23 protein-coding genes and 1 tRNA gene are annotated in these 21,136 nt (G+C 69.3%); 12 read left to right on the plus strand and 12 right to left on the minus strand.

The window, feature by feature from the left end:
• Together Q7S93_RS00095 and Q7S93_RS00100 are read left to right on the plus strand one after the other, a co-directional pair.
• Positions 1–1,167, plus strand: a 1,167-nt coding sequence (locus Q7S93_RS00095) for an acyl-CoA dehydrogenase C-terminal domain-containing protein (protein WP_304711467.1), incomplete at its 5' end; no start/stop codon positions are given.
• Entirely contained in the window at positions 1,167–1,622 is a 456-nt protein-coding gene (locus Q7S93_RS00100) for an OsmC family protein (RefSeq protein ID WP_304711468.1), read from the plus strand. The genes Q7S93_RS00095 and Q7S93_RS00100, both read left to right, overlap by 1 nt.
• 102 nt (positions 1,623–1,724) lie before the next feature.
• Here the strand turns inward: Q7S93_RS00100 and Q7S93_RS00105 are convergent, their stop codons facing one another.
• Together Q7S93_RS00105 and Q7S93_RS00110 are read right to left on the minus strand one after the other, a co-directional pair.
• Positions 1,725–2,783, minus strand: coding sequence for a 1,9-bis(guanidino)-5-aza-nonane synthase (locus tag Q7S93_RS00105; protein WP_304711469.1), 1,059 nt, complete (start codon positions 2,781–2,783; stop codon positions 1,725–1,727).
• Positions 2,784–2,887: 104 nt separating this feature from the next.
• The gene (locus Q7S93_RS00110) at positions 2,888–4,141 is read right to left on the minus strand and encodes a type III PLP-dependent enzyme (RefSeq protein ID WP_304711526.1); all 1,254 of its coding nucleotides are present in this window, start codon (positions 4,139–4,141) and stop codon (positions 2,888–2,890) included.
• Between the two features lie 303 nt (positions 4,142–4,444).
• Here Q7S93_RS00110 and phnC point away from each other — a divergent pair, with 303 nt between their 5' ends.
• From phnC to Q7S93_RS00130, 4 genes are all read left to right on the plus strand, one after another.
• On the plus strand, positions 4,445–5,239 hold the full coding sequence (gene phnC, locus Q7S93_RS00115) for a phosphonate ABC transporter ATP-binding protein (protein WP_304711470.1): 795 nt from the start codon (positions 4,445–4,447) through the stop codon (positions 5,237–5,239).
• The gene (gene phnD / locus Q7S93_RS00120) at positions 5,236–6,294 is read left to right on the plus strand and encodes a phosphate/phosphite/phosphonate ABC transporter substrate-binding protein (RefSeq protein WP_304711471.1); all 1,059 of its coding nucleotides are present in this window, start codon (positions 5,236–5,238) and stop codon (positions 6,292–6,294) included. Before phnC ends, phnD begins: the two co-directional genes overlap by 4 nt.
• 112 nt (positions 6,295–6,406) lie before the next feature.
• Positions 6,407–7,165: a phosphonate ABC transporter, permease protein PhnE gene (phnE, locus tag Q7S93_RS00125; protein ID WP_304711527.1), complete on the plus strand. Its 759-nt coding sequence runs from the start codon at positions 6,407–6,409 to the stop codon at positions 7,163–7,165.
• A 23-nt stretch (positions 7,166–7,188) separates the two neighbouring features.
• On the plus strand, positions 7,189–8,235 hold the full coding sequence (locus Q7S93_RS00130) for a hypothetical protein (protein ID WP_304711472.1): 1,047 nt from the start codon (positions 7,189–7,191) through the stop codon (positions 8,233–8,235).
• A gap of 46 nt (positions 8,236–8,281) precedes the next feature.
• Here the strand turns inward: Q7S93_RS00130 and Q7S93_RS00135 are convergent, their stop codons facing one another.
• Positions 8,282–8,992 carry a hypothetical protein gene (locus Q7S93_RS00135; protein ID WP_304711473.1) on the minus strand — a complete coding sequence of 237 codons (711 nt, stop codon included), beginning with the start codon at positions 8,990–8,992 and terminating at the stop codon, positions 8,282–8,284.
• Positions 8,993–9,098: 106 nt separating this feature from the next.
• On the opposite strand from Q7S93_RS00135, the gene Q7S93_RS00140 reads away from it, so the two are divergent.
• Entirely contained in the window at positions 9,099–9,452 is a 354-nt protein-coding gene (locus Q7S93_RS00140; RefSeq protein WP_304711474.1) for a hypothetical protein, read from the plus strand.
• 9 nt (positions 9,453–9,461) lie between these two features.
• Here Q7S93_RS00140 and lptB read toward each other — a convergent pair whose 3' ends face one another.
• From lptB to Q7S93_RS00165, 5 genes are all read right to left on the minus strand, one after another.
• The gene (gene lptB / locus Q7S93_RS00145; protein ID WP_304711528.1) at positions 9,462–10,214 is read right to left on the minus strand and encodes an LPS export ABC transporter ATP-binding protein; all 753 of its coding nucleotides are present in this window, start codon (positions 10,212–10,214) and stop codon (positions 9,462–9,464) included.
• A gap of 24 nt (positions 10,215–10,238) precedes the next feature.
• The gene (locus Q7S93_RS00150; RefSeq protein ID WP_304711475.1) at positions 10,239–10,814 is read right to left on the minus strand and encodes an LptA/OstA family protein; all 576 of its coding nucleotides are present in this window, start codon (positions 10,812–10,814) and stop codon (positions 10,239–10,241) included.
• Between the two features lie 22 nt (positions 10,815–10,836).
• A complete protein-coding gene (gene lptC, locus Q7S93_RS00155; RefSeq protein ID WP_304711476.1) occupies positions 10,837–11,466 on the minus strand; it encodes an LPS export ABC transporter periplasmic protein LptC in 630 nt (209 codons plus the stop codon).
• Between the two features lie 7 nt (positions 11,467–11,473).
• Entirely contained in the window at positions 11,474–12,091 is a 618-nt protein-coding gene (locus Q7S93_RS00160; RefSeq protein ID WP_304711477.1) for a ribonuclease D, read from the minus strand.
• A gap of 99 nt (positions 12,092–12,190) precedes the next feature.
• Positions 12,191–12,277 (minus strand) — tRNA-Leu (locus tag Q7S93_RS00165).
• A gap of 150 nt (positions 12,278–12,427) precedes the next feature.
• On the opposite strand from Q7S93_RS00165, the gene Q7S93_RS00170 reads away from it, so the two are divergent.
• Positions 12,428–13,411, plus strand: a complete 984-nt coding sequence (locus tag Q7S93_RS00170; RefSeq protein WP_304711478.1) for a complex I NDUFA9 subunit family protein — start codon at positions 12,428–12,430, stop codon at positions 13,409–13,411.
• On the opposite strand, the gene Q7S93_RS00175 is transcribed toward Q7S93_RS00170, so the two are convergent.
• Positions 13,360–14,538, minus strand: coding sequence for a citrate synthase (locus tag Q7S93_RS00175; RefSeq protein ID WP_304711479.1), 1,179 nt, complete (start codon positions 14,536–14,538; stop codon positions 13,360–13,362). The genes Q7S93_RS00170 and Q7S93_RS00175 overlap by 52 nt on opposite strands.
• Before the next feature lie 88 nt (positions 14,539–14,626).
• Here Q7S93_RS00175 and Q7S93_RS00180 point away from each other — a divergent pair, with 88 nt between their 5' ends.
• The 4 genes from Q7S93_RS00180 to queG all read left to right on the plus strand — a co-directional run bounded on the left by Q7S93_RS00180 (position 14,627) and on the right by queG (position 18,687).
• On the plus strand, positions 14,627–15,733 hold the full coding sequence (locus Q7S93_RS00180) for a citrate synthase/methylcitrate synthase (protein WP_304711480.1): 1,107 nt from the start codon (positions 14,627–14,629) through the stop codon (positions 15,731–15,733).
• A gap of 66 nt (positions 15,734–15,799) precedes the next feature.
• Complete coding sequence (locus Q7S93_RS00185) at positions 15,800–16,750, plus strand: cation diffusion facilitator family transporter (RefSeq protein WP_304711481.1); 951 nt, start codon at positions 15,800–15,802, stop codon at positions 16,748–16,750.
• A gap of 136 nt (positions 16,751–16,886) precedes the next feature.
• The gene (gene fzlA / locus Q7S93_RS00190; protein ID WP_304711482.1) at positions 16,887–17,573 is read left to right on the plus strand and encodes an FtsZ-binding protein FzlA; all 687 of its coding nucleotides are present in this window, start codon (positions 16,887–16,889) and stop codon (positions 17,571–17,573) included.
• On the plus strand, positions 17,554–18,687 hold the full coding sequence (gene queG, locus Q7S93_RS00195) for a tRNA epoxyqueuosine(34) reductase QueG (protein ID WP_304711483.1): 1,134 nt from the start codon (positions 17,554–17,556) through the stop codon (positions 18,685–18,687). Before fzlA ends, queG begins: the two co-directional genes overlap by 20 nt.
• A 173-nt stretch (positions 18,688–18,860) precedes the next feature.
• Here queG and Q7S93_RS00200 read toward each other — a convergent pair whose 3' ends face one another.
• From Q7S93_RS00200 to rfbC, 3 genes are read right to left on the minus strand one after another with little or no spacing between them, the layout of a single operon-like run.
• Entirely contained in the window at positions 18,861–19,679 is an 819-nt protein-coding gene (locus tag Q7S93_RS00200) for a crotonase/enoyl-CoA hydratase family protein (RefSeq protein ID WP_304711484.1), read from the minus strand.
• A 59-nt stretch (positions 19,680–19,738) separates the two neighbouring features.
• Positions 19,739–20,575 (minus strand): acyl-CoA thioesterase, encoded by an 837-nt coding sequence (locus tag Q7S93_RS00205; RefSeq protein ID WP_304711485.1) that lies wholly within the window; start codon positions 20,573–20,575, stop codon positions 19,739–19,741.
• A complete protein-coding gene (rfbC, locus tag Q7S93_RS00210; protein WP_304711486.1) occupies positions 20,572–21,132 on the minus strand; it encodes a dTDP-4-dehydrorhamnose 3,5-epimerase in 561 nt (186 codons plus the stop codon). Before rfbC ends, Q7S93_RS00205 begins: the two co-directional genes overlap by 4 nt.
• Positions 21,133–21,136: the final 4 nt, after the last annotated feature.

The raw sequence follows: 21,136 nt of genomic DNA on the forward strand, positions 1-21,136 counted from the left end.
ATCGTCCACCTGGTCCTGGCCCGCATCGAGGGCGCCCCGGCCGGCACCCGCGGCATCAGCCTGTTCATCGTGCCCAAGTTCATCCCGGACGCCGACGGCAAGCCGGGCGCGCGCAACACCGTCTTCTGCGCCGGTCTGGAAGAGAAGATGGGCATCCACGGCAACGCCACCTGCGTCATCCAGCACGAGGAGTCGGTCGGCTGGCTGGTGGGCGAGGAGAACCAGGGCCTGCGCCTGATGTTCGTGATGATGAACGAGGCCCGTATCGGGGTGGGCCTGCAGGGGGGCGCCCAGGCCGAGGCCGCCTATCAGGCCGCCGCCAGCTTCGCCAAGGACCGCCTGCAGGGCCGCTCGCTGACGGGGCCGAAGAATCCCGACGGCCCCGCCGACCCGATCATCGTCCATCCCGACGTGCGCCGCATGTTGATGGACTCCAAGGCCGTCATCGAGGCCGGCCGCGCCTTCCTGTTCTGGACCGCCCTGCACGGGGACCTGGCCCAGGGCAGCCCCGACGAGGCGGTGCGCCGGAAGGGGGCCGACTACATGGCCCTGATGACGCCGGTGGTGAAGGGCTTCCTCACCGACCGCGGCTTCAAGGTCTGTTCCGACGCCGTCCAGGTGCATGGCGGCTCGGGCTTCACCGAGCACTTCCCCGTCAGCCAGTACATGCGCGATTGCCGCATCGCGCTGATCTATGAGGGCACCAATGGCGTCCAGGCCCTCGACCTGGTGGGCCGCAAGCTGGCCGCCGAAGGCGGCCGCGGGGTCATGGGCTTCTTCGCCGAGATCGACGCCTATGTGGGCGCCCACGAGAACGACAAGGCTCTGGCCCCGATCATCGAGGGCCTGTCCCACGCCAAGGAAGAGCTGCAGGACGCCACCATGTGGCTGATGGCCAATGGCCTGGCCAATCCCGACAACGCCGGGGCGGCGTCGACCGACTACATGCACCTCTTCGGCCTCACGGCGCTCGCCTATATGTGGGCGATGATGGCGCAGGCGGCGCAAGGCCGGATCGCAGCCGGCGACACCGACCCCTTCTATGCCACCAAGCTGACGCTCGCCCGCTACTATGTGGAGCGCATTCTGCCGGAGACCTCGGCCCACCTGGCCAAGCTGAAGACCGGCTCGGAAACCCTGATGAGCCTGCCGGCCGAGGCCTTCTGATGGCCACCTACCGGGCCACGGTCACCTGGCGGCTGTCGGCGGGGGAGGACTTTCCCGCCGGCCGCTACAGCCGCGGCCACGAACTCGTCTTCGACCGGGGCACCACCGTGCCCGGCACCGCCTCGCGCCATGTGGTGGGCAACAGGTGGTCGGTGGAAGGCGCGGTGGATCCCGAGCAGATGCTGGTCTCGGCCCTGTCGTCCTGCCACATGCTCACCTTCCTGCACCGGGCGCGGCTGGCGGGCTTTTCCGTCGCCGCCTATGCCGACGAGGCCGAAGGCGTGATGAGCGAGACCGCGCCGGGCCGCCAGGCGGTGACCAAGGTCACCCTGCATCCGGTCATCGAATGGGCTGGCCCAGCCCCCGACGCCGAGACCCTGGCGCGCCTGCACCACGAGGCGCATGAGGAGTGCTTCATCGCCAATTCGGTGAAGACCGAGGTCGTGGTGGCCTGAGCGGCGGGCTTTCGCCCTGTCGCCACCGGCGCCGGGGCGGGTGACGGCGGCATGGCGCGCCGCCCCCAAAGAAAAAGGCCCCGCCGGAGCGGGGCCTGATCCTTAGGCCGTCTTTTCGAACAGCTTGTTCCAGCGGCGGCGCTCGCGGGTCTTCCACGAGCCCCGGTGCCAGGCGTCCGAGGCGATCAGCGGCACCACGGTGGTGGCCTCGGCGAAGACCATCTGTTCCCAGGTGACGTCGACCTTGCCCCAGGAGCAGGCCTCCTGCAGCGTCGAGGACGAGCAGGCGCCGTCACGCACATCGGCCACCGTCAGCTGGATGGCGTATTTGTGCATGTCCACCTCTTTCCCGAGGATTTCGGCGCAGACCACCGTGTCCTGGGCGAATTTCTTGGGCACGCCGCCGCCGACCATGAACAGGCCGGTGGTGCCAGCGGCGATCTTCACATCGGTCAGCTCGCGGAAGTCGGCGATGGAATCGATGGTGAGGTAGGGCTTGCCCGCCTTCATCTGTTCCACCTGGTGCTTCACCAGGCCAAAGCCCGCCGAGGAGTCGGTGAAGGCCGGGCAGAAGATCGGCACGCCTTCCTCATAGGCCGTCTGGATCAGCGAGCCGGGCTTCTTGGCGTTGCCCGCCGCCAGCCACTTGCCCATCTCCCAGATGAATTCCCGCGAGGAATAGGGCCGCGGCTCCAGCTGGTCGGTGATCTCCTTGATCACCGCGTCGCAGGTCTGCAGCTCTTCCTCATCGATATAGGTGTCGTAGATCCGGTCGATATAGAGGGCGCGCAGGTCGCGGTCGTCCACCGGCTCTTTCGCCTGGTAGTGCTTGAAGCCCAGGGCTTCGAAGAAGTCCATGTCCACGATGGAGGCGCCGGTGGCGACCACGGCGTCGATCAGGCCGTACTTCACCATGTCGCGATAGATGTGCATGCAGCCGCCGGCGCTGGTCGAGCCGGCGAGCGTCAGCCAGGTGGAGCAGGAGGGATCTTCAAGCGCCATCGAGAAGATGTCGGCGGCCCGGGCGGTGTCGCGGCTGGTGAAGCTCATCTGACGCATGGCGTCGATGATCGGGCGGGCGTCGTACTGATCGATGGCCACGTGCTCGACGGTGGACGACAGCAGCTCGGCCTTGCGGTTGGACTGAACCTCAGCGTTCATTCTCTTGGAGTCCTAGAGTTTGAGCGCCCGTCCATGGAGAAAGGAGGCGACCGGGACGGAGCGACCGGTCGCGTCTCATGCGTGTGTGCGTCGACCCTAACGCCCTAGCGCCGACGACGTTTCTTGCCCCGCGCCCGCGACAGCTTGACGACATTCTGGTTCTCGCTGCGCGGCACCGGGATGGAGCGGCGGGCCAGCCCATACATCGAGGCCATGGGCGGATCATCCACCGCCACGGTCTCGGTGTCGCCGAAGCCGTTGAAGCGGGTGTTCATCGCCACCCCATAGGCGCCGAGCATGCCGATCTCGACATAGTCCCCCTCGCGCACATCCTCGGGCAGCCAGAAGGGGCCCGGCATGTGGTCCAGGGAATCGCAGGTCGGGCCATAGAAGCGGTAGGGCTTCAGTGGGCCCTCGACCTCGCGGGCCTCGCCGTCCTCACACCGGATCAGCTTCACCGGGAAGGGCCACTTGGTGTGGGTGGCGTCGAACAGGCTGCCATAGGAGCCGTCGTTCAGATAAAGGGCGTCGCCCTTGCGCAGCTCGACGGCGGTCAGCACCGAGGAGGCTTCCGCCACCAGGGCCCGGCCCGGCTCGCACCACAGCTCGGTGGTCTCGTGGACCATCATTTCGGCGAAGCCGCGGTCGATGGAGTCCATGTAGTCGGCCATGGCCGGCGGAACCATGCCGGGATAGACCGACGGGAAGCCGCCGCCCACATCGACCACGTCGGCGAACACGCCGGCGCGGACCAGCGCCCGGGAGGCCTGGCTCATGGCCGCCTGATAGGCGGTGGGCCGCATGCACTGGCTGCCCACATGGAAGGAGACGCCCATCAGCTCTTGGGTCGCCCGGCGGGCGGCCAGCAGCAGGTCGGGCGCCTCGTACATGTCGACGCCGAACTTGCCGGAGAGGGAATAGGCCGCGCCCTCGGCCGCGACGCCCAGGCGAACCATCAGGTTCAGGTCCTTGGCGTGGCCGGTGGCGTCGAGGATCTTGGCCCGTTCTTCGTGCGTATCGAGCGCGAAGGTCCGCACCCCATGGTCGAAATAGGCCGTGGAGATCGAGCGGCGGCTCTTGACCGGATGCATGAAGGCCATGCGCGCGCCGGGGGCGTGCTTGGCCACCAGCTCGATTTCCGGAACCGACGCCACGTCGAATGCGCGCACCCCGTTCGCCGCGAGGGTTTCAAGCACCCACGGCGAAGGATTGGCCTTCACAGCGTAGAAGACGTCGCCTTTGAAATTGTCCTGGAACCAGCGCGCCGCTAGGGCCACGGCGTCCGGTCGCGCAAAGGCGACAGGACGTTCCGGTGACCGCTCACGGACCAGGTCCAGGGGCGTATGGTACTTATGCACCTCACGCAACCCCCAACAGATTGTTGAACCCAATCCGGCGTTAGCAACGCTTTGGACAACGGGGTCCGCCGGAGCCATGCGAAATAGGGGCATATGGATCGGATGTAAAGGGCGCGGGCCAGAGAACCTTGCGGCGTCGGGGGTCGGCGCGGGTTAAATTCGCCTGCGCCCCCACGATCCTCGGCGCGTGGGGGCGCCGTGCTGGACCCCGCCGAACGCCCATGTCATGAAACCGTCGTGGGGCTCGGCGACACACGCGGGTTATGAGTCCGGCCGCCGACGTCCAGGGGATATTCGCCGTACATGTCTGACGCTGCCGTCCTTTCGGTGCGCCAAGTGTCGAAGAGTTTCGGATCCCGCCGCGCGCTGGACACCGTCTCGATCGACGTCGCCCGTGGTGAGATGATCGCCCTGATCGGTCCTTCGGGATCGGGCAAGTCCACCCTGCTGCGCGCCATCAACGGCCTGGCCCCCATCGACAAGGGCGCCGGCCGTATCGAGGCCTTTGGCGACCAGGTGCAGGCTGATGGCCGGGTGGACCACAATGTCCGCCGCACCCGCATCCGCATCGGCATGATCTTCCAGCAGTTCAACCTGGTGGGCCGGCTGACCCTGTTCACCAATGTGGCCATGGGATCCCTGGGCCGGATCGGCTTCCTGCGCGGTCTGCTGGGCTTCTGGCCCGCCGAGACCAAGGGCGCCACCATGGCGGCGCTCGCCCGGGTAGGGGTGGCCGAATATGCCGGCCAGAGGGCGGGCACCCTGTCGGGCGGCCAGCAGCAGCGGGCGGCCATTGCGCGCGCCCTGGTGCAGAAGGCCAAGATCATCCTGGCCGATGAGCCGGTGGCCTCCCTCGACCCCGTCTCGGCCCGTCGGGTGATGGAGATCCTGCGCGACCTCAACCGGGCCGACGGCCTCACCCTGATCGTCACCCTGCACCAGGTGGACTACGCCATGCGCTATTGCGACCGGGTGGTGGCCCTGAAGGCCGGCCAGGTGGTCTATGATGGTCCGCCGCGGGGCCTGGACCGCAAGCAGCTTATCGACATCTACGGTCCGGAATTCGAAGACGTCTTCTGGGAAGGAGCCCCCCAATGATCCGCCGCAGCCTCCTCGCCGCCGGCCTGATGGTCGCCCTTGGCCTCAGCGCCTGTTCGGAACGCGCCGACACCGCCGGCGCCGCGCCGCAAGTGCTGAACTTCTCGGTCCTGGCCACGGAGAACTCCACCAGCCTGGACACCTTCTGGCGGCCGATCCTGGCCGACATGGAGAAGGAGATCGGCATTCCGGTGAAGCCCTTCTACGGCTCCAACTACACCGCGCTGATCGAGGCCCTGCGGTTTGGCCAGACCGATGTGGGCTGGTTCTCCAACCTGTCGGGGCTGGAGGCCGTGCGCCGGGCCGACGCCGAGATCTTCGCCCGCACCTTCGATCCCTCCGGCGAGGATGGCTATCGCTCGGTGCTGATCGCCACGGCGGCCAGCGGCCTGACCCTGGAAGACGTGCTCAAGTGCGACAAGACCCTCGACTTCGGGATCGGCGACGCCAAGTCCACCTCGGGCACGCTGGCGCCCATGACCTATCTGTTCGCGCCGCAGAACATCGAGCCGGAGAAGTGCTTCAAGCAGGTCCGGGCCGCCAATCACCAGGCCAACCTGTTCGCCGTGGCCAATGGCGTGCTTGACGTGGCCACCAACAACTCCACCGCCATCCGCCTACAGGGCATCCGCGACCAGGAAAACCGCGCCAACGGCCAGCCCACCGTGGTCGACAAGGTCAATGTGATCTGGGAATCGCCCAAGCTGCCCGAGGACCCCATCGTCTGGCGCAAGGACCTGGACCCGGCGGTCAAGGAAAAGGTCCGTCAGTTCTTCCTGACCTATGGCAAGGGCGAAGGCCCCGAGGCCGAGCGCCAGCGCAAGCTGCTCTCGGCCATCTCCATCGGCGGCTTCCTGCCGGCCGACGCCACCCATCTGCTGCCGGTGCGCGAGATGGAGGCCACCGAGGCCCTGCTGAACGCCAGGAACGCCGGCGACCAGGCCCGCATCGCCGAGGCCCAGACCACCCTCGACGCCATCCGGGCCGAGCGCGAGACCCTGGACGCCCGGGCTGGCGAGGCCGCCGCGCCGCCGGCCCAGGCGCCTGCGCCCTGACATCTGCGATCCGACATCTGCGATCTGACGCCTGCGCCCTGAAAAGACGAAGAGCCTGACGCCTGTGACCGACACCGCGACCAGCGCCGCCCTGAAGCCGCCCGCGCGGCCCATGGGTCAGTGGATCTTCGACGTCCTGCTGTGGGGCGGGATCGCCATCGTCCTGGCGGTCAGCTTCGGCCCCGCCGAGATCGAGAAGTTCCCGCGGCTGTTCTCCGGCTCGGACAATATGCGCGAGTTCGGCCGGGCCTTCGTCAATCCGGACTTCGAGCTTCTGCCCTTCTTCATCAGCCAGATGTGGCTGACCATCCAGATGGCCATGTGGGGCACGGCGCTGGCCGTCTTCATCGCCGTGCCGCTGGGCCTGCTGGGCGCCCGCAACATCGCCCCGCCCGCCATCCAGTGGCCGGTGCGCCGGATCATGGACATCCTGCGCTCGGTGCCCGACCTGGTCATCGGCATGGTCTTCGTGGTCGCCGTCGGCCTTGGCCCCTTCGCCGGCGTCATGGCCCTGGCGCTGAACACCGGCGGGGTGCTGGGCAAGCTGTTCTCCGAGGCCGTGGAGTCCATCGACAAGGGCCCGGTGGAGGGGGTGCGCGCCACCGGCGCCCACAAGCTGCAGGAGATCGCCTGGGGCGTGGTCCCGCAGGTCGCCCCGCTGTGGACCTCGTACGCCCTCTACCGCTTCGAATCCAACAGCCGAGCGGCCACCATCCTCGGCCTCATCGGGGCCGGCGGCATCGGCCAGATCCTGTTCGATAGCCTCAACAGCTTCAACTATTCCCGCGTCGCCGCCATCGCCCTGGTGATCGTCGTCGCCGTGACCCTGATCGACATCCTGTCCCAGGCCATCCGCTCGCGGCTGATCTAGAACGGGCGCCTGAAGGCCCTGACATGCTGAACTGGATCTACGAGGCGCTGGGCGAACATTGGGGCCCGCTTCGCCTCTTTGACTCGTTCTTCTTCCTGGCGGCCGCAGGTTTTTCAGCCGCCGCCCTGGCCACCTGGCTCGCGCTGCCCAGGCTTTGGGGACACCTGCCCACTGACCGGGGTCGGGCCTTCGCTGTCGACGCAGACCAGAGCGTCGGCAAGCCGGTCAGCGCAGGCCTGATCTTCGTCAGCATCTTCGCGCTCGCCGCCCTGGTTTTCGTGCCCCTGGACGCGCGGCCCCTGCTGACCCTGCCCCTGGTGCTGGCGGCCATGGTCGTCGGCTATCTGGACGACCGCCGCGGGGGATTCTCCGAGTATCAGCTCGCCGCCATGGACCTGGTCATCGCTATCGGCGCAGCCGTGACCATCCACGGCCTCCTCCCGGCCACCCTGTGGCTGCCACTCTGGCCGGCGGTGATCGTGCTGCCGGCCTGGATGGCGATCCCCCTGGCCACTGGCGTGATCTGGCTGGCGATCAACGCCACCAATTGCTCCGACGGGGTGGACGGCGTCTCGGGCAGTCTCAGCGGCACGGCCATGATGCTGCTGGGGGGCCTGCTCTACGCGGTCATCGGCAGCGAAGTGGTGGCCCGCCATCTGGGCGTACCCTTCAACGCCGACGGCGCGAGTTGGGCGATCATGGCCTTCGTCATGGTAGGCTGCGTGGCGGGCTACCTCTGGTACAATGCGCCGCCTAGCCAGGTGCTGATGGGCGATGCTGGCTCCCGGCCCATCGGCCTGATGATCGGCATGCTCGTCGTCGCCACCAATAGTCCGGTCTTTCTTGTGCTCGTGGGCTCCATGCTGCTGCTGAATGGCGCCACCGGCCTCCTGAAGGTCGCTCTGATGCGCTTCTTTGGCCTGCGAGTTCTGAGCCGCGTCCGCTTCCCTCTTCACGACCATTGCCGCAAAGAGCTGGGCTGGTCCAACAGCCAGGTCCTCGTTCGCTTCATGTTGGTGCACCTCGCCGTCTCGGCCCTGCTGGTGACGCTCGCCCTGAAGGTCCGCTGAGCACCATCAGCCTCATCGGCGCGGCGGCTGATCTCGAACGGGCGGGCTAGCCGACCAGCCCCCTCAGCGCCCTGGGTCGGTCGAACCGGCTGTTATCGATCACCACATCGGCCCGGGCGGCGGGATCGACTTCGACGGCATAGAGGTCTTCGGACACTACGTAGCGGTCGCGCATCACCGTCCCGTCGCCGCCGTCCCGCGCCAGGCCCCGGGCGATGGAGTCCGTCGTGGCGATCTCGAGCCAGATTCGCAGGTCCCAGTGGTCGTCAAGCTCGGCTCGGAAGGCGAAGACGCCGTCCACCACGAGGATCGCGTCGGGCGCCGCCCGCACCCGCGTCCCGGAATGGTCGATCTGAGTGCGGGGATCGATCGAACAGAGGGCGCACATCCCGTCTCCCGCCATCGGGGTCAGAAGCAGGCGGCGCACGGCGTCATAGTCGAAGGCGTTCCGGTAATAGCCCTCACCGCTTTCGCGATCATACAGGCCTCGGTCGCGCCAGGGCCGCTTGAAGTCGTCGAGGCTGGCCCGCAGGACGGGCCGCCCCCTTGCGGCCAGCGCGTGGGCCAACTCGTGGCCGAACGACGTCTTTCCGGACGCCGTGCGGCCGTCCACCGCCACCTTGAGCCGTCCCGATCCCAGGGCGCACACCTGTTGCGCTACGACAGCCAGCAGTCGCAGCCGCTCGTCTGAGGTCTCCGTCGGCAGAGGCTGAGCCCAGGTGGAGGCCGAATTCTGTATGGGCGCCCGGGCTGTCATGTTCCCAGGCTACCACCTCGGTCAGATTCAGCGAACGCGGTTGCGCAACTCCCGCATTTGGGCCTGACTGGTTTGAGTCGTGCGCCAAACCTGCCAAGCTGGCGGCATGTTCAGCGCGCCCTTCGTCACAGGCATTACGGTTCTGGTGCTGGCGGCCATGTCGCTGGCCTTTGCGCGTCGTGTTCCGGCAGGCATGAAGCTGCCCATGCAGTGGGGGCTCGACCGCAAGCCGACCTGGTCGGCGCCACGGGGGATCGCCCTGGCCATCACCCCGTTGCTGGCGGCCTTCACCCTCACCCCGTTCAGCCTGGCCAGCCTCTGGGTGGAGCCCGACGAGCGGCTTGAATTCCGTCTGGTGCTGGCCTTGGTCAGCCTGGCCTACATCGCCGTCCACGCCCTGCACCTGTATCTGATGACGCGGTGGCTGAGGTCGCAGTCGGGGACGTCGGACGTCCCGTAAACGGGGTCATCAGCCCCCGAAGCGGTCGCCCAGATAGACGCGGCGGACTTCGGGATTGTCGATGATCTCGGCCGGCGAGCCTTCGAACAGCAGCTCGCCCGCATGGATGATCGCGGCCCGGTCGATGATGTCCAGGGTCTCGCGGACATTGTGGTCGGTGATCAGGATGCCGATGCCCCGGGTCTTCAGATAGGTGATGACCTCGCGGATGTCGGCGATGGCCAGGGGGTCGATCCCGGCGAAGGGCTCGTCCAGCAGCATGAAGGACGGCTCGCTGGCCAGCGCCCGGGCGATCTCCACCCGCCGCCGCTCGCCGCCGGAGAGCGAGATGGCCGGGGCGTCGCGCAGGTGCTCGATATGCAGCTCTTCCAGCAGCTGGTTGACGGTGGCGCGGGCCTTGGCCCCGTCCCGCTCACGCAGCTCGACCACGGCCATGACGTTCTGGGCCACGGTCATGCCGCGGAAGATCGAGGTCTCCTGCGGCAGATAGCCCAGGCCCATCCGGGCGCGCTGGTACATGGGCTGGGAGGTGATGTTCTCGCCGTCCAGATAGATGGCGCCGTAGTCGACGGCGATCAGGCCGGTGATCATGTAGAAGCAGGTGGTCTTGCCCGCCCCGTTGGGACCGAGCAGGCCCGCCACCTCGCCGCGGGCCAGGCGCAGGGAGACGCCCTTGACCACGGGGCGGCCGCGATAGGACTTGCCGATATTGTCGACCACCAGGCCTTCGCCCAGCGCCGCCGCGGGGGCTTTCGTCGCCATCGTCTTGTCCAGCACGCGGGTCTCCTAGCGCTTGGCGGCAGGCTGGCCCTGCGACGCATTGGGATAGAAGACGCCGCGCACCCGGCCTGGAGAGCCGGCGCCCCGGGCGCTGGTCTCCATCCGGGCCTGGCCGGTGGACACCTGGATCACCAGGCGCTCGCCGCGCAGCACGTTCTGGCCCTGGGCGGCGACCACGTCGCCGGTCATGGTGATGGTGTCGGCAGCCGCGTCATAGACCGCCGCATTGGACCGCACCCGCTGCTGGGGGGTGACATAGAAGACCGAGCCTTGCGCCTCCATGCCCTGGAGATCGCCGCAGCTGGCGCCTCCGGACGTGGCGCCTGTGCGGCCCGGGGCATAGCGGATGCGCAGCACGTCGGCGCGCAGGCGCGAGCCGTCCTGCAGGGCCTCGGCCGACCCCCGCCAGATGGCCAGGCAGTCGGCGTTGACCACCTCGAGCTCGTCGGCGGTGATGTCGACCGGTGCGTTGGAGCCGCTGGCCAGCTGAGCCTGGGCCGGCGCCGCCAGACCGAGGATCAGGCCCGCAGCCAGGATCGCCGGAACGCGTGTCCGGGCGCCGGGTGCGTGAGGAAAGTTCATCTTCGGACGCCTCATGTTCGCATCATCGCGGCGAGTTCGGGGTGACCCGGCCGGTTACGCCGCCTTTGAAGACCATGCGCTCGCCCTTGTCGTACACGCCATAGGACCTAGCACGGATTTCGCCAAGCGGGCCGGCGCCGGTGATCAGTCCCTCGCCCTCCAGCACCCCGGTGGCGGTGTTGAACACCGCGCTCGGCGTATCGAAGGCCGCCGCCTGATCGTTCAGGGTGACATCACCCTGAAGCCGCAGAATCCCATCGCCCTCATGAAAGACGCCTGAACGGGCCGAGAGCCGCATGGGGCTCAGGCCCTCGCCATCCACCACCATGGCCGGCCGGTCCAGCACCACCCGCTGGTAGTCGTTCTCGTCGCGCACGGCGCTGGCCGCGGTGATCACGAAGGAGCGCCCCTGGATGTCGCGCCCCAGGAAGCGGGGGTTCACCAGCCGGATCGGCGCCTCGGCCTCCTCCGGCTTGGCCGTCTGGCCCACGACGCTGCGATAGACCACGAGGCCCACCAGGCTGAGCACGATGGCGGCGATCAGCAGGGGCAGCAGCACGCGAAGCTGGCGGATCAGCCGCGAACGGCGCCGCCACCGGGCCATGGCCAGGGCCGACGCCGGCCCGCGGGCCTCATATGCCAGGGCGCTCACCGGCGTCTCAACTATGGGCGAAGATGTCGGACTCCTCCCACCCGGCCACGTCGAGGGCGGCCCGATGAGGGAGGAATTCGAAACAGGCCCGCGCCAGGGCGTCGCGGCCCTCCCGGGCCAGCATGGCGTCCAGCCGGGCGCGCACGGCATGCAGGTGCAGGACGTCGGAGGCCGCGTAGGCCACCTGGTCGTCGGACAGGTTGGCCGCCCCCCAGTCCGAGCTCTGCTGGGCCTTGGAGAGATCGACGCCGACCATTTCGCGGGTCACGTCCTTCAGCCCATGCCGGTCGGTATAGGTCCGGGCCAGCTTGGAGGCGATCTTGGTGCAATAGACGGGGCCGGTCATCACCCCCAGATGGAGATGGAACATGGCGATGTCGAACCGCCCGAAGTGAAAAATCTTGGTGATCGTCGGATCGGTCAGCAGGGCCTTGAGATTGGGCGCGTCATAGGTGGCCCGATCGAGCTGCACGAGATGGGCGTCGCCGTCCCCGGCCGAGATCTGCACCACGCAGAGCGGATCGCGCCCCAGGCGCAGGCCCATGGTCTCGGAATCCACCGCCACGGCGTCAACGCCCTGGAACAGACCGTCGGGCAGATCGCCCTTGTGAAGGAAGTTGGCCAAGACCGCTTGCTCCGCTTATGCGCGGACCTTACCGCGGCTTTCGGGCGTCCTGCGGGGGAAAGAAGGGCGACCACCCCCGGATGGACCTTGAGAGAGGGGTGGTGCCCAGGAGAGGACTCGAACCTCCACGGCCGTTAAGCCACTGGCACCTGAAGCCAGCGCGTCTACCAATTCCGCCACCTGGGCCCGGTCCGTCGGATCGGGAGGCGGGACTACTAAGGAAAAGCCAGACGGGCGTCAACGGACCTTTTCACACATCGCGCAAGTCGCATTGCGGCAGGGGTCCGCATCGTCTATCCGGGCGCTCAGGAACATTGGAAAACAACGGGCCGGGCCATGCAGGATCTCGTCACCGTCTTCGGCGGTTCGGGCTTTGTCGGAAGTCAGGTGGTGCGGGCTCTGGCCCGGGCCGGATATCGGGTGCGAGTCGCCGTGCGCCAGCCGGCGCGGGCCCATGACCTGCTGCTGCTGGGCGATGTGGGCCAGATCCAGGTGGTCCAGGCCAATATCCGCAACATGGCCTCGGTCGCCCGGGCGCTGGACGGCGCCCAGGCCTGCGTCAATCTGGTGGGCGTGCTCTACGAGAGCGGCCGCCAGAAGTTCATGAGCCTGCACACCATGGGCGCGCGCAATGTGGCGCAGGCCGCCCGCGACGTCGGCGTGCGGCGCATGGTGCAGATCTCGGCCATCGGCGCCGATCTCGACAGCGCGTCGAAATATGCCCGCACCAAGGCCGACGGCGAGGCCGCCGTGCGCGAGATCCTGCCTGAGGCGGTGATCCTGCGGCCCTCGATCGTGTTTGGGCCGGAGGACGACTTCTTCAACCGCTTCGCCGCCATGGCCGTCCTGTCGCCGGCCCTGCCCCTGATCGGCGGCGGCAAGACCCGCTTCCAGCCGGTGTTCGTGGGCGATGTGGCCCGCGCGGTGGCCGCCGCCGTGGCCGACCCCGATGCGGCCGGCAAGACCTATGAGCTGGGCGGCCCGGCGATCCTGACCTTCCGCCAGATCCTGGAGATGGTGCTGAGCCAGACCCAGCGCCGCCGCTTCCTGGTTCCCCTGCCCTTCCCGGTCGCCCGGATGATCGGCAAGGTGGGCGGCCTGCTGGCCATGACGCCCATCGCCCCGCCGCTGACGGTCGATCAGGTCGAGCAGTTGCGGGTCGACAATGTCGCCGATCCCGCCCTGCCGGGGCTCGAGGCCCTGGGGGTTCGCCCGACGGCGGTGGAATCGGTGCTCGGGACCTACCTCTATCGCTATCGCAAGGGCGGTCAGTTCGCCGAGCCGCCGGAAGCCCCGGCGATTGGCGTCACCCCCGCATAGCGGGCCCGCGGCCGGATCAGGCCGCCGGTCTGCGCCTGCTCGATGGCGTGGGCGATCCAGCCGGCGCAGCGGGCCACCGCGAACAGGGCGAAGGGCGCATCCTTCGGCAGGTTCAGCACCTCGGCCAGGGCCACCAGGGCGAAGTCCACATTGGGCGCCTGGCCCGTGGCGCCCTCCACCGCCCGGCGCAGGGCCGCCAGATCGGCCGGCGGCTCGAACCGCGCCAGAAGCGCCTGGGCGCGGGGATCGCCGTCCGGATAGAGGGCGTGGCCAAAGCCCGGCAGGCTCCGGTCCTGGGCCAGCCGCGCGGCGATGGCGCCGGGCGGCCCCTGTTCGACCGCCTCCGCCAGCAGCCCCCGCATCGCCGCCCCCGCCCCGCCGTGTCTTGGCCCTGAAAGGGCCGAAAGCCCCGCCAGCGCCGAGGCCGCCAGGGATGCGCCGGTCGAGGCCGCCACCCGGGCGGCGAAGGTCGAGGCGTTCAGCTCATGGTCGGCCAGCAGCACCAGGGCGCGCCGGATCAGCTCAGCGCCCCCGTCCCCCCGGGCGCAGCCCCAGGCCGTCCCCAGCCGCTCATGGATCGGCCCGCCGCCAGCGGCGCCGGCCACCGCGTCGGTCAGCACGTCCAGCAGGGTGGCGGCCTCCACCGCCAGGGCCAGGGGATGGCGGCCCAGCGCCGGCGAGTCCAGGCCCGCCCGCTCGGCGAGTACGAGGAAGGCCCGGGCGCGCATGTCGGCCCCGGCCGGCGGCGTCCCCCGCGCGCTCCGCTTCAGCGCCGCCCCGTCCCCGCCGCGCAACAGGCGCGCGGTGGATTCGAGCGTCTCGGTTTCCGCCAGGGCGACGGCGTCCCGCCCCCGGTAATAGAGGCGGCCCTCGACCACCGTGGTGATGGCGGAGTCCAGCACCGGCTCCCCCCAGGCGATGGCGCCGGCCGCCACGGCCGCGGCCTTGCGCCCCCGGGACTTGCGCGCCGCCAGTCCCGCCACATCGGCCGCCCGATAGAGGCTGCGGCGGGGATCGGCCGGATCGGGGCGGGCCCCCACCCGGCCCCGGCTCGCATAGGCATAGAGGGTCTGGCTGCGCACCTTCAGCCGGGCGCAGGCCTCTTCGGCGCCGATCCAGTCGGTCATGGGCCTTACATTGATTATATTGATCAAGATTGACGATGGAACTTGGCGGCGGACATTCGGCGGCGCAAGTCGAAACTGGAGCCTCCCCATGAACGCCCATGCTTCCGCGCCCCCCGAAGGCCTCGAAGGCGTCGTCGCCGCCCGCACCGTGCTGTCCGAAGTCGATGGCCAGGCCGGCCGCCTGATCATCCGCGGCCGCTCCCTGGACGACCTCGCCGGCCACGCGACCTTCGAGGACCTGATCGCCCTGCTGTTTGCGGGCTTCTTCGAGGATCTGCCGGCGGATCTGGCCGCCGCCCTGGGCGCGGCCCGGGTCGAGGTGTTCGCCGAGGTGGCCTATCTCGACAAAGGTCTCCTGGCCCGGGAGCCGGTGGAGGCGGTCCGCGCCCTGATGGCCCGGCTGGCCGATGGCGACGACCTGGCCACCGCCCTGCGCCTGATCGCAGCGCCTGCAGTCTTCACCCCGGCCGTGGTCCGCGCCCAGGCCGGCCAGGCGCCGATCGCCCCCGATCCCGCCCTGCCCCACGCCGCCGACATCCTGCGGATGCTGACCGGCGCTGCCCCGAGCCCGGCCCAGGTCGCGGGCCTGGACGCCTATCTGGTCACCGTCTCCGACCATGGCCTGAACGCCTCGACCTTCGCCGCCAGGGTGGTGGCCTCGACCCGGGCCGGCCTGACCTCGGCGGTGCTGGCCGGCATCAGCGCACTGAAAGGCCCGCTGCACGGCGGCGCGCCGGGTCCGGTCATCGAGATGCTGGACGGCATCGGCCAGCCGGAGAACGCCCGGGCCTGGATCGAGGCGGCCCTGGCCCGGGGCGAGCGGCTGATGGGCTTTGGCCACCGGATCTACCGGGTGCGTGATCCCCGGGCCGATGCGCTGAAAGGCCCCGTGCGCGCCCTGGCGGCGAGCGGCGGCGGCGGGGCCGGCCGCGTGGCCTTCGCCGAAGCCGTGGAGGCCGCCGCCCTCGACATCCTCAAGACCCACAAGCCCGACCGGCCCCTGGACACCAATGTGGAGTTCTACACCGCCCTGCTGCTGGAGGCCCTGGACTTCCCGCCGCCGGCCTTCACCTGCGTCTTCGCCATGGGTCGGGTGGCCGGCTGGCTGGCCCATGCCCGCGAGCAGCTGGCCGGCGGGCGGCTGGTGCGGCCCCAGTCGGTCTATGTGGGGCCAGAACCCCGAAAGGCGGCCTAAACACCCGGCGCGCGGCAGAAAAACCCCCTGGGGCGCCGCCCGGTGAAGGTCTAGGGTCGGGGGATCATGACGTCCCTCGACCCGCCGACCGCATCGGCCCTGACGCCCGCCCAGACCGCCGTCCTGACCCGGCGGATCACCCTGCTGTCGGTGGCCGTCGCCCTGATCCTGGTCGCCCTGAAGACCGCCGCCTGGCTGGCCAGCGGATCGGTGGCGGTGCTGGCCTCCCTGGCCGATTCCGGCCTCGACCTGATCGCCTCGCTGATCACCTTCTTCGCGGTGCGCTACGCCGTGGTTCCGCCGGACGCCGAACACCGGTTCGGCCATGGCAAGGCCGAGGCCTTCGCCAGCCTGATGCAGGCGGGCCTGGTCTTCGCCTCGGCCGCCCTGGTGGGCCGCGAGGCCATAGCCAGCCTGCTCGATCCCCAGCCGATCACCCATGGCGGCTGGGCCATGGCCGTCATGGCCGGCTCCATCCTGCTCACCGGCCTGCTGGTGACCGCCCAGACCCGGGTGCTGCGCCAGACCCAGTCGGTGGCCGTGTCCGGCGACCGCGCGCACTATTTCTCGGACCTGGCCTCCAACCTCGCCGCCCTGCTCGGCGTGGCCGGCGCGACGATGGCGGGCTTCACCAGCCTGGACGGGGCGGCGGGCCTGATCGTCGCGGCCATCCTGGTCTGGGCCGCCATCGGCGTCTTCCGCGAGGCCGCCCACCAGCTGATGGACCATGAACTGCCCGAGGATCAGCGGGCGCTCATCGTGCGGCTGATGACGCAGGACGCCCGGCTCACCGACATCCACCAGCTGCGCACCCGGGCGTCCGGCCCCTATGTGCACATCCAGATGCACGCCGACCTGGATCCGGACCTGACCCTGGACGCCGCCCACCAGGTGATCGTCGAGGCCGAGCAGCGGCTGCTGGAGCATTTTCCCGCCGCCGACATCCTGATTCACGCCGACCCCCGGGGCCGGGCCGAGCCCCACGGCGGCGCGTTCGCCGAGCCGTCCGCGACCTGACGCCGCAGACCGTGACGGGGACCCGGACGGGGCGCCCAAATCGGGACAGACAGGGCCTTCGTAAACGCGCCCTTAAGGCCCCTGCGGGCTTATCGAGCCCTGATCAAACTGGCCGCATTCGCGGCGAAATGCCGGCATGAGCGTCCAACGCACCCTCTATCATTTTCCGCTCGATCCGGCGTCGCGACAGGTCCGTCTGGCCCTGGGCGAAAAGCGCCTGGCCTTCGAGGATGTGATCGTCCGCTATTGGGAGCAGCCCGATGACCTGTCGGCGCTCAATCCCTCGGGCCTGACCCCTGTCCTGGTCGAGGAAGGTCCCCAGGGCCGCCTGGTCCTGTGCGAGGGCCGGGCCATCCTCGACCACCTGGAAGAGACCTATCCCGAGCCGGCCCTGCTGGGCCGCGAGGCCGCCGACCGGGCCGAGGCGCGGCGGCTGCTGCAGTGGTTCGACCGCAAGTTCGACTACGAGGTCGGCTCCTTCCTTCTGCATGAGAAGATGGAAAAGCGCCTGCTGCGCATGGGCGCGCCGGACCTGGCGGCCCTGCGGCGGGGGCGTGAGGCCCTGCGCCATCACATGACCTATCTCACCAGCCTGCTGGCCGAGCGCGACTGGCTGGCCGGCCGCCGGCTGAGCCTCGCCGATTTCGCCGGCGCCTCGCACCTGTCGGTGATCGACTATTTCGGCGATGTGCCCTGGCGGGACTTCGCCGCGGTCAAGACGTGGTACATGACGGTGAAGTCCCGCCCCTGCTTCAGGCCGCTGCTCGCCGATCGCTGGCCGGGGCTCGCGCCCGCGGCCCATTATGACGACCTCGATTTCTGAATCGCCTGAAGACCGGATCCGCGCCCAAGCCCTCGCCCTGGGCTTCGACGACTGCCGCCTGGCCCGGGCCGATCAGCCCTGGACCGCCGGCGCGCGACTGGCCGAATTCGTCGCCGAGGGTCGCCACGGCGAGATGGCCTGGCTGGAGACCACCCTGGAGCGCCGCTCACACCCCCAGGCCATGTGGCAGGGCGCCCGCTCGGCCGTCATGCTGGGGGTCAATTACGGTCCCGACCACGACCCCCGCGGCGTGCTGGCCCATCCCGACCGCGGGGCCATATCGGTCTACGCCCAAGGCTCGGACTATCACGACCTGATCAAGAAGCGCCTGAAGCAGCTGGCGACCTGGATGGCCCAGACCTTCGGGGCCGAGGTGAAGGTGTTCGTCGACACCGCCCCCCTGCTGGAAAAGCCCCTGGCGGAAGCCTCGGGCCTGGGCTGGCAGGGCAAGCACACCAATCTCGTCTCCCGCCGGTTCGGCTCCTGGCTGTTCATCGGCTCGGTGCTCACCTCGCTGGAGCTTGCGCCCGATCCGCCGGGCGATGACGCCTGCGGCTCCTGCCGCGCCTGCCAGGACGTCTGCCCGACGGACGCCTTTCCCGCGCCCTATCAGCTCGATGCGCGGCGCTGCATCTCCTACCTGACCATCGAGCTGTCGGGTCCGATCCCACTGGAATTCCGGCCGGCGCTCGGCAACCGCATCTATGGCTGCGACGACTGCCTGGCGGTCTGTCCCTGGAACAAGTTCGCGCAAGAGGCCCGCGAGCAGCAGCTTCAGGCCCGGGAGGTTCTGAAGGCCCCGCGGCTGGAGGACCTGGCCGCCCTGGACGACGCCGCCTTCCGCGCCCTGTTCACCAAGAGCGCGGTCAAGCGCCTGGGCCGCGACCGCTTCGTCCGCAACGTGCTCTACGCCCTCGGCAACAGCGGGGACCCCGGGATGGTCGAGGTGGCGCGCGCGCGGTTGGCCGATGAGGCGCCGGTCGTCAGGGGGGCCGCGGTCTGGGCGCTGTCGCAGCTGCTGCCAGCGGATGCCTTCGCCGCCGAACGGGGGCTGGCCCTGCCAAGCGAGGGCGATGACGCCGTGCGGGCCGAGTGGGGGCGGACGCCCGCCTGACCCCCGGGAGGTGGCGTCCGGGTCTAGCCCTTCACCCCACCACCGTCTTGCTCGGGCTTGACCCGAGCATCCATGCACACGGGACTGGACGAGGTGTTCATGGGCCCTCGGATCAGGTCCGAGGGCGACGAAGCGAGCCTCGAAGGACGAGGGCGGCCGCAATGAGAGCGCCCTCAGTCGGCGTAGACCGCCGCCCGCTTCTCGACGTTCGACATCACCGCCTCCTTCTGGTTCGCAGATCCGATCAGCGCCCCCTGCTCGGCGCTCTCCACCTTCAGGATCTCGTGCTGGTCGGCGGGCGTCTCGGAAAGCTCGATCAGCCGCTTGGCGCCGCGGATCGCGGTCGGGCTCTTGGCGGCGATCTCGCGGGCCAGGGCCAGGGCCTCGGCCAGGGGGTCTGCGCAGACCCGGGTGGCGAAGCCCAGGCGCAGCGCCTCATCGCCATCGAAGATACGGCCGGAATAGGTGAGCTCGCGGATCACGTCGCCCCGGGCCAGATGGCGCATCAGCACCATGCCGCCCATGTCCGGCACCAGGCCCCACTTGATCTCCATCACCGCCATGCGGGCGTCAGGGGTCACAAAGCGCATGTCTGGGGCGAGCGCCAGCTGGAAGCCGCCGCCAAAGGCCACCCCGTGCACCGCCGCGATCACCGGGACCGGCTGCTCGCGCCAGACCATGACCGCATGCTGGGCGCGGTTCGACCCGCCAGCCGAGCGCTTGGGGGTCAGCAGGGTCTCGCCATCGGCCGCCCCGCGGTTGCGTTCGCCCGAGGCCATGGCGGCGAAGGAGCCCATGTCGAGGCCGGCGCAGAAGGCGCGGCCCTCGCCTGACAGCACCACGGCGCGGACGCCCCGGGTGGTCTTCAAGGCCTCGCCGGTCTCGATCAGGGCCGAGAACATGGCGTCGTCCAGGGCGTTCATCTTGTCGGTGCGGACCATGCGCACGTCGGCGACGCCGTCCGTGATCTCCACCTTTACCCGATCGTTCATGAGCATCCTCCCGCTGGTCTCCCGGCTTGCGCGCCGGTGTAGCGAAAGACTGTCACGGATCAGCCGGGCGGGCGATGGCGGATGAGCGCTTCCTGGGTCGCCGAGGCCACCAGCCGGCCCTGACGGTCGAAGATCGAGCCCCGGTTGAAGCCCCGCCCGCCCGAGGCCGACGGGCTATCCTGGACATAGAGGTGCCAGTCGGAGAAGTCGCTGGGGCGATGAAACCACAGGGCGTGGTCGAGGCTGGCCACCTGCAGCTCGCCGTCCGGGACGGGGTGGGGCCGCAGGCTCGCATCCAGCAGGCTCATGTCCGAGCCATAGGCCAGGGCGCACTGGTTGATCGCCACATCGGTCCCCACCGACTGCCGGGCCTTGAACCAGACATTGTAGAACGGCTCCAGGGGCTCGGTTCGGCCGCGGCGCTGGGGATTGACCGGGCGGACCTCGACGGGCCAGTCCCGGTCCCGGGGGGGAACGCCGTCAGCCTCGCGCAGCTGCTCTTCGTTCAGCAGATCTTCCGGCGGCGTCACGACCGGCGCCTGGTCCTGGTGCTCGAAGCCCTCTTCGGGGACCTGGAAGGAGGCGGCCAGGTTGAAGATCTGCTTGCCGTTCTGGATGGCGGTGACCCGACGCACCGAGAAGGAGCCGCCGTCCCGGGCCCGGTCCACCTGGAACAGGATCGGGATGGAGGGGTCGCCCGGGCGGATGAAATAGGCGTGCATGGAGTGGCAGAGCCGGCCTTCGATGGTGCGATAGGCCGCCGTCAGGGCCTGGGCCACCACCTGGCCGCCATAGATGCGGCGACCTTCCCGGGCCGGCGTCAGGCCGCGATAGAGATCGAGCTCGATCTGTTCGAGATTGAGGATCTCCAGAAGTTCGTTCTGCGGTTCGCTCATTCGAAGTGGGCCTCCGGCATGTCCTTCAGGCGGGGCAGGACCTTGTCCTTGTCCGAGGTGGTGGCGCCCGCGGCGTCCACCGGCCAGTCGATGGCCAGGTCCGGGTCGTTCCAGAGCACGCCGCCTTCGCAGTCCGGCGCATATAGGCCGTCGACCTTGTAGAAGAGCTCGCAGTCGTCGGTGAGCGTGCAATAGCCGTGGGCGAAGCCGCGGGGGACCAGGAGCTGCTCGCCCCCTTCGGCGCTCAGCTCGGCGCCGACCCATTGGCCGAAGGTCGCAGAGCCCGGTCGAACATCGAGCGCGACATCATAGATGGCGCCGCGCAGAGCCCGGATCAGCTTGGCCTGGGCGTGCGGCGCCGTCTGGAAGTGCAGGCCGCGCACCGTGCCCTTGCGGGCGCTATAGGCCTGGTTGTCCTGCACGAAATCACAGATCACACCGGCCTCGCCCAGCGTCCTGCGGCTCCAGGTCTCGGCGAACCAGCCCCGCGCATCGCCATGGCGCTTGGGCGTGATAAGCAGAACCTCGGGCAGGGCGAGCGGGGTGATGGTCGTCATGAGT

It is taken from the genome of Phenylobacterium sp. (genome assembly GCF_030646615.1).
Lineage (GTDB): Bacteria > Pseudomonadota > Alphaproteobacteria > Caulobacterales > Caulobacteraceae > Phenylobacterium.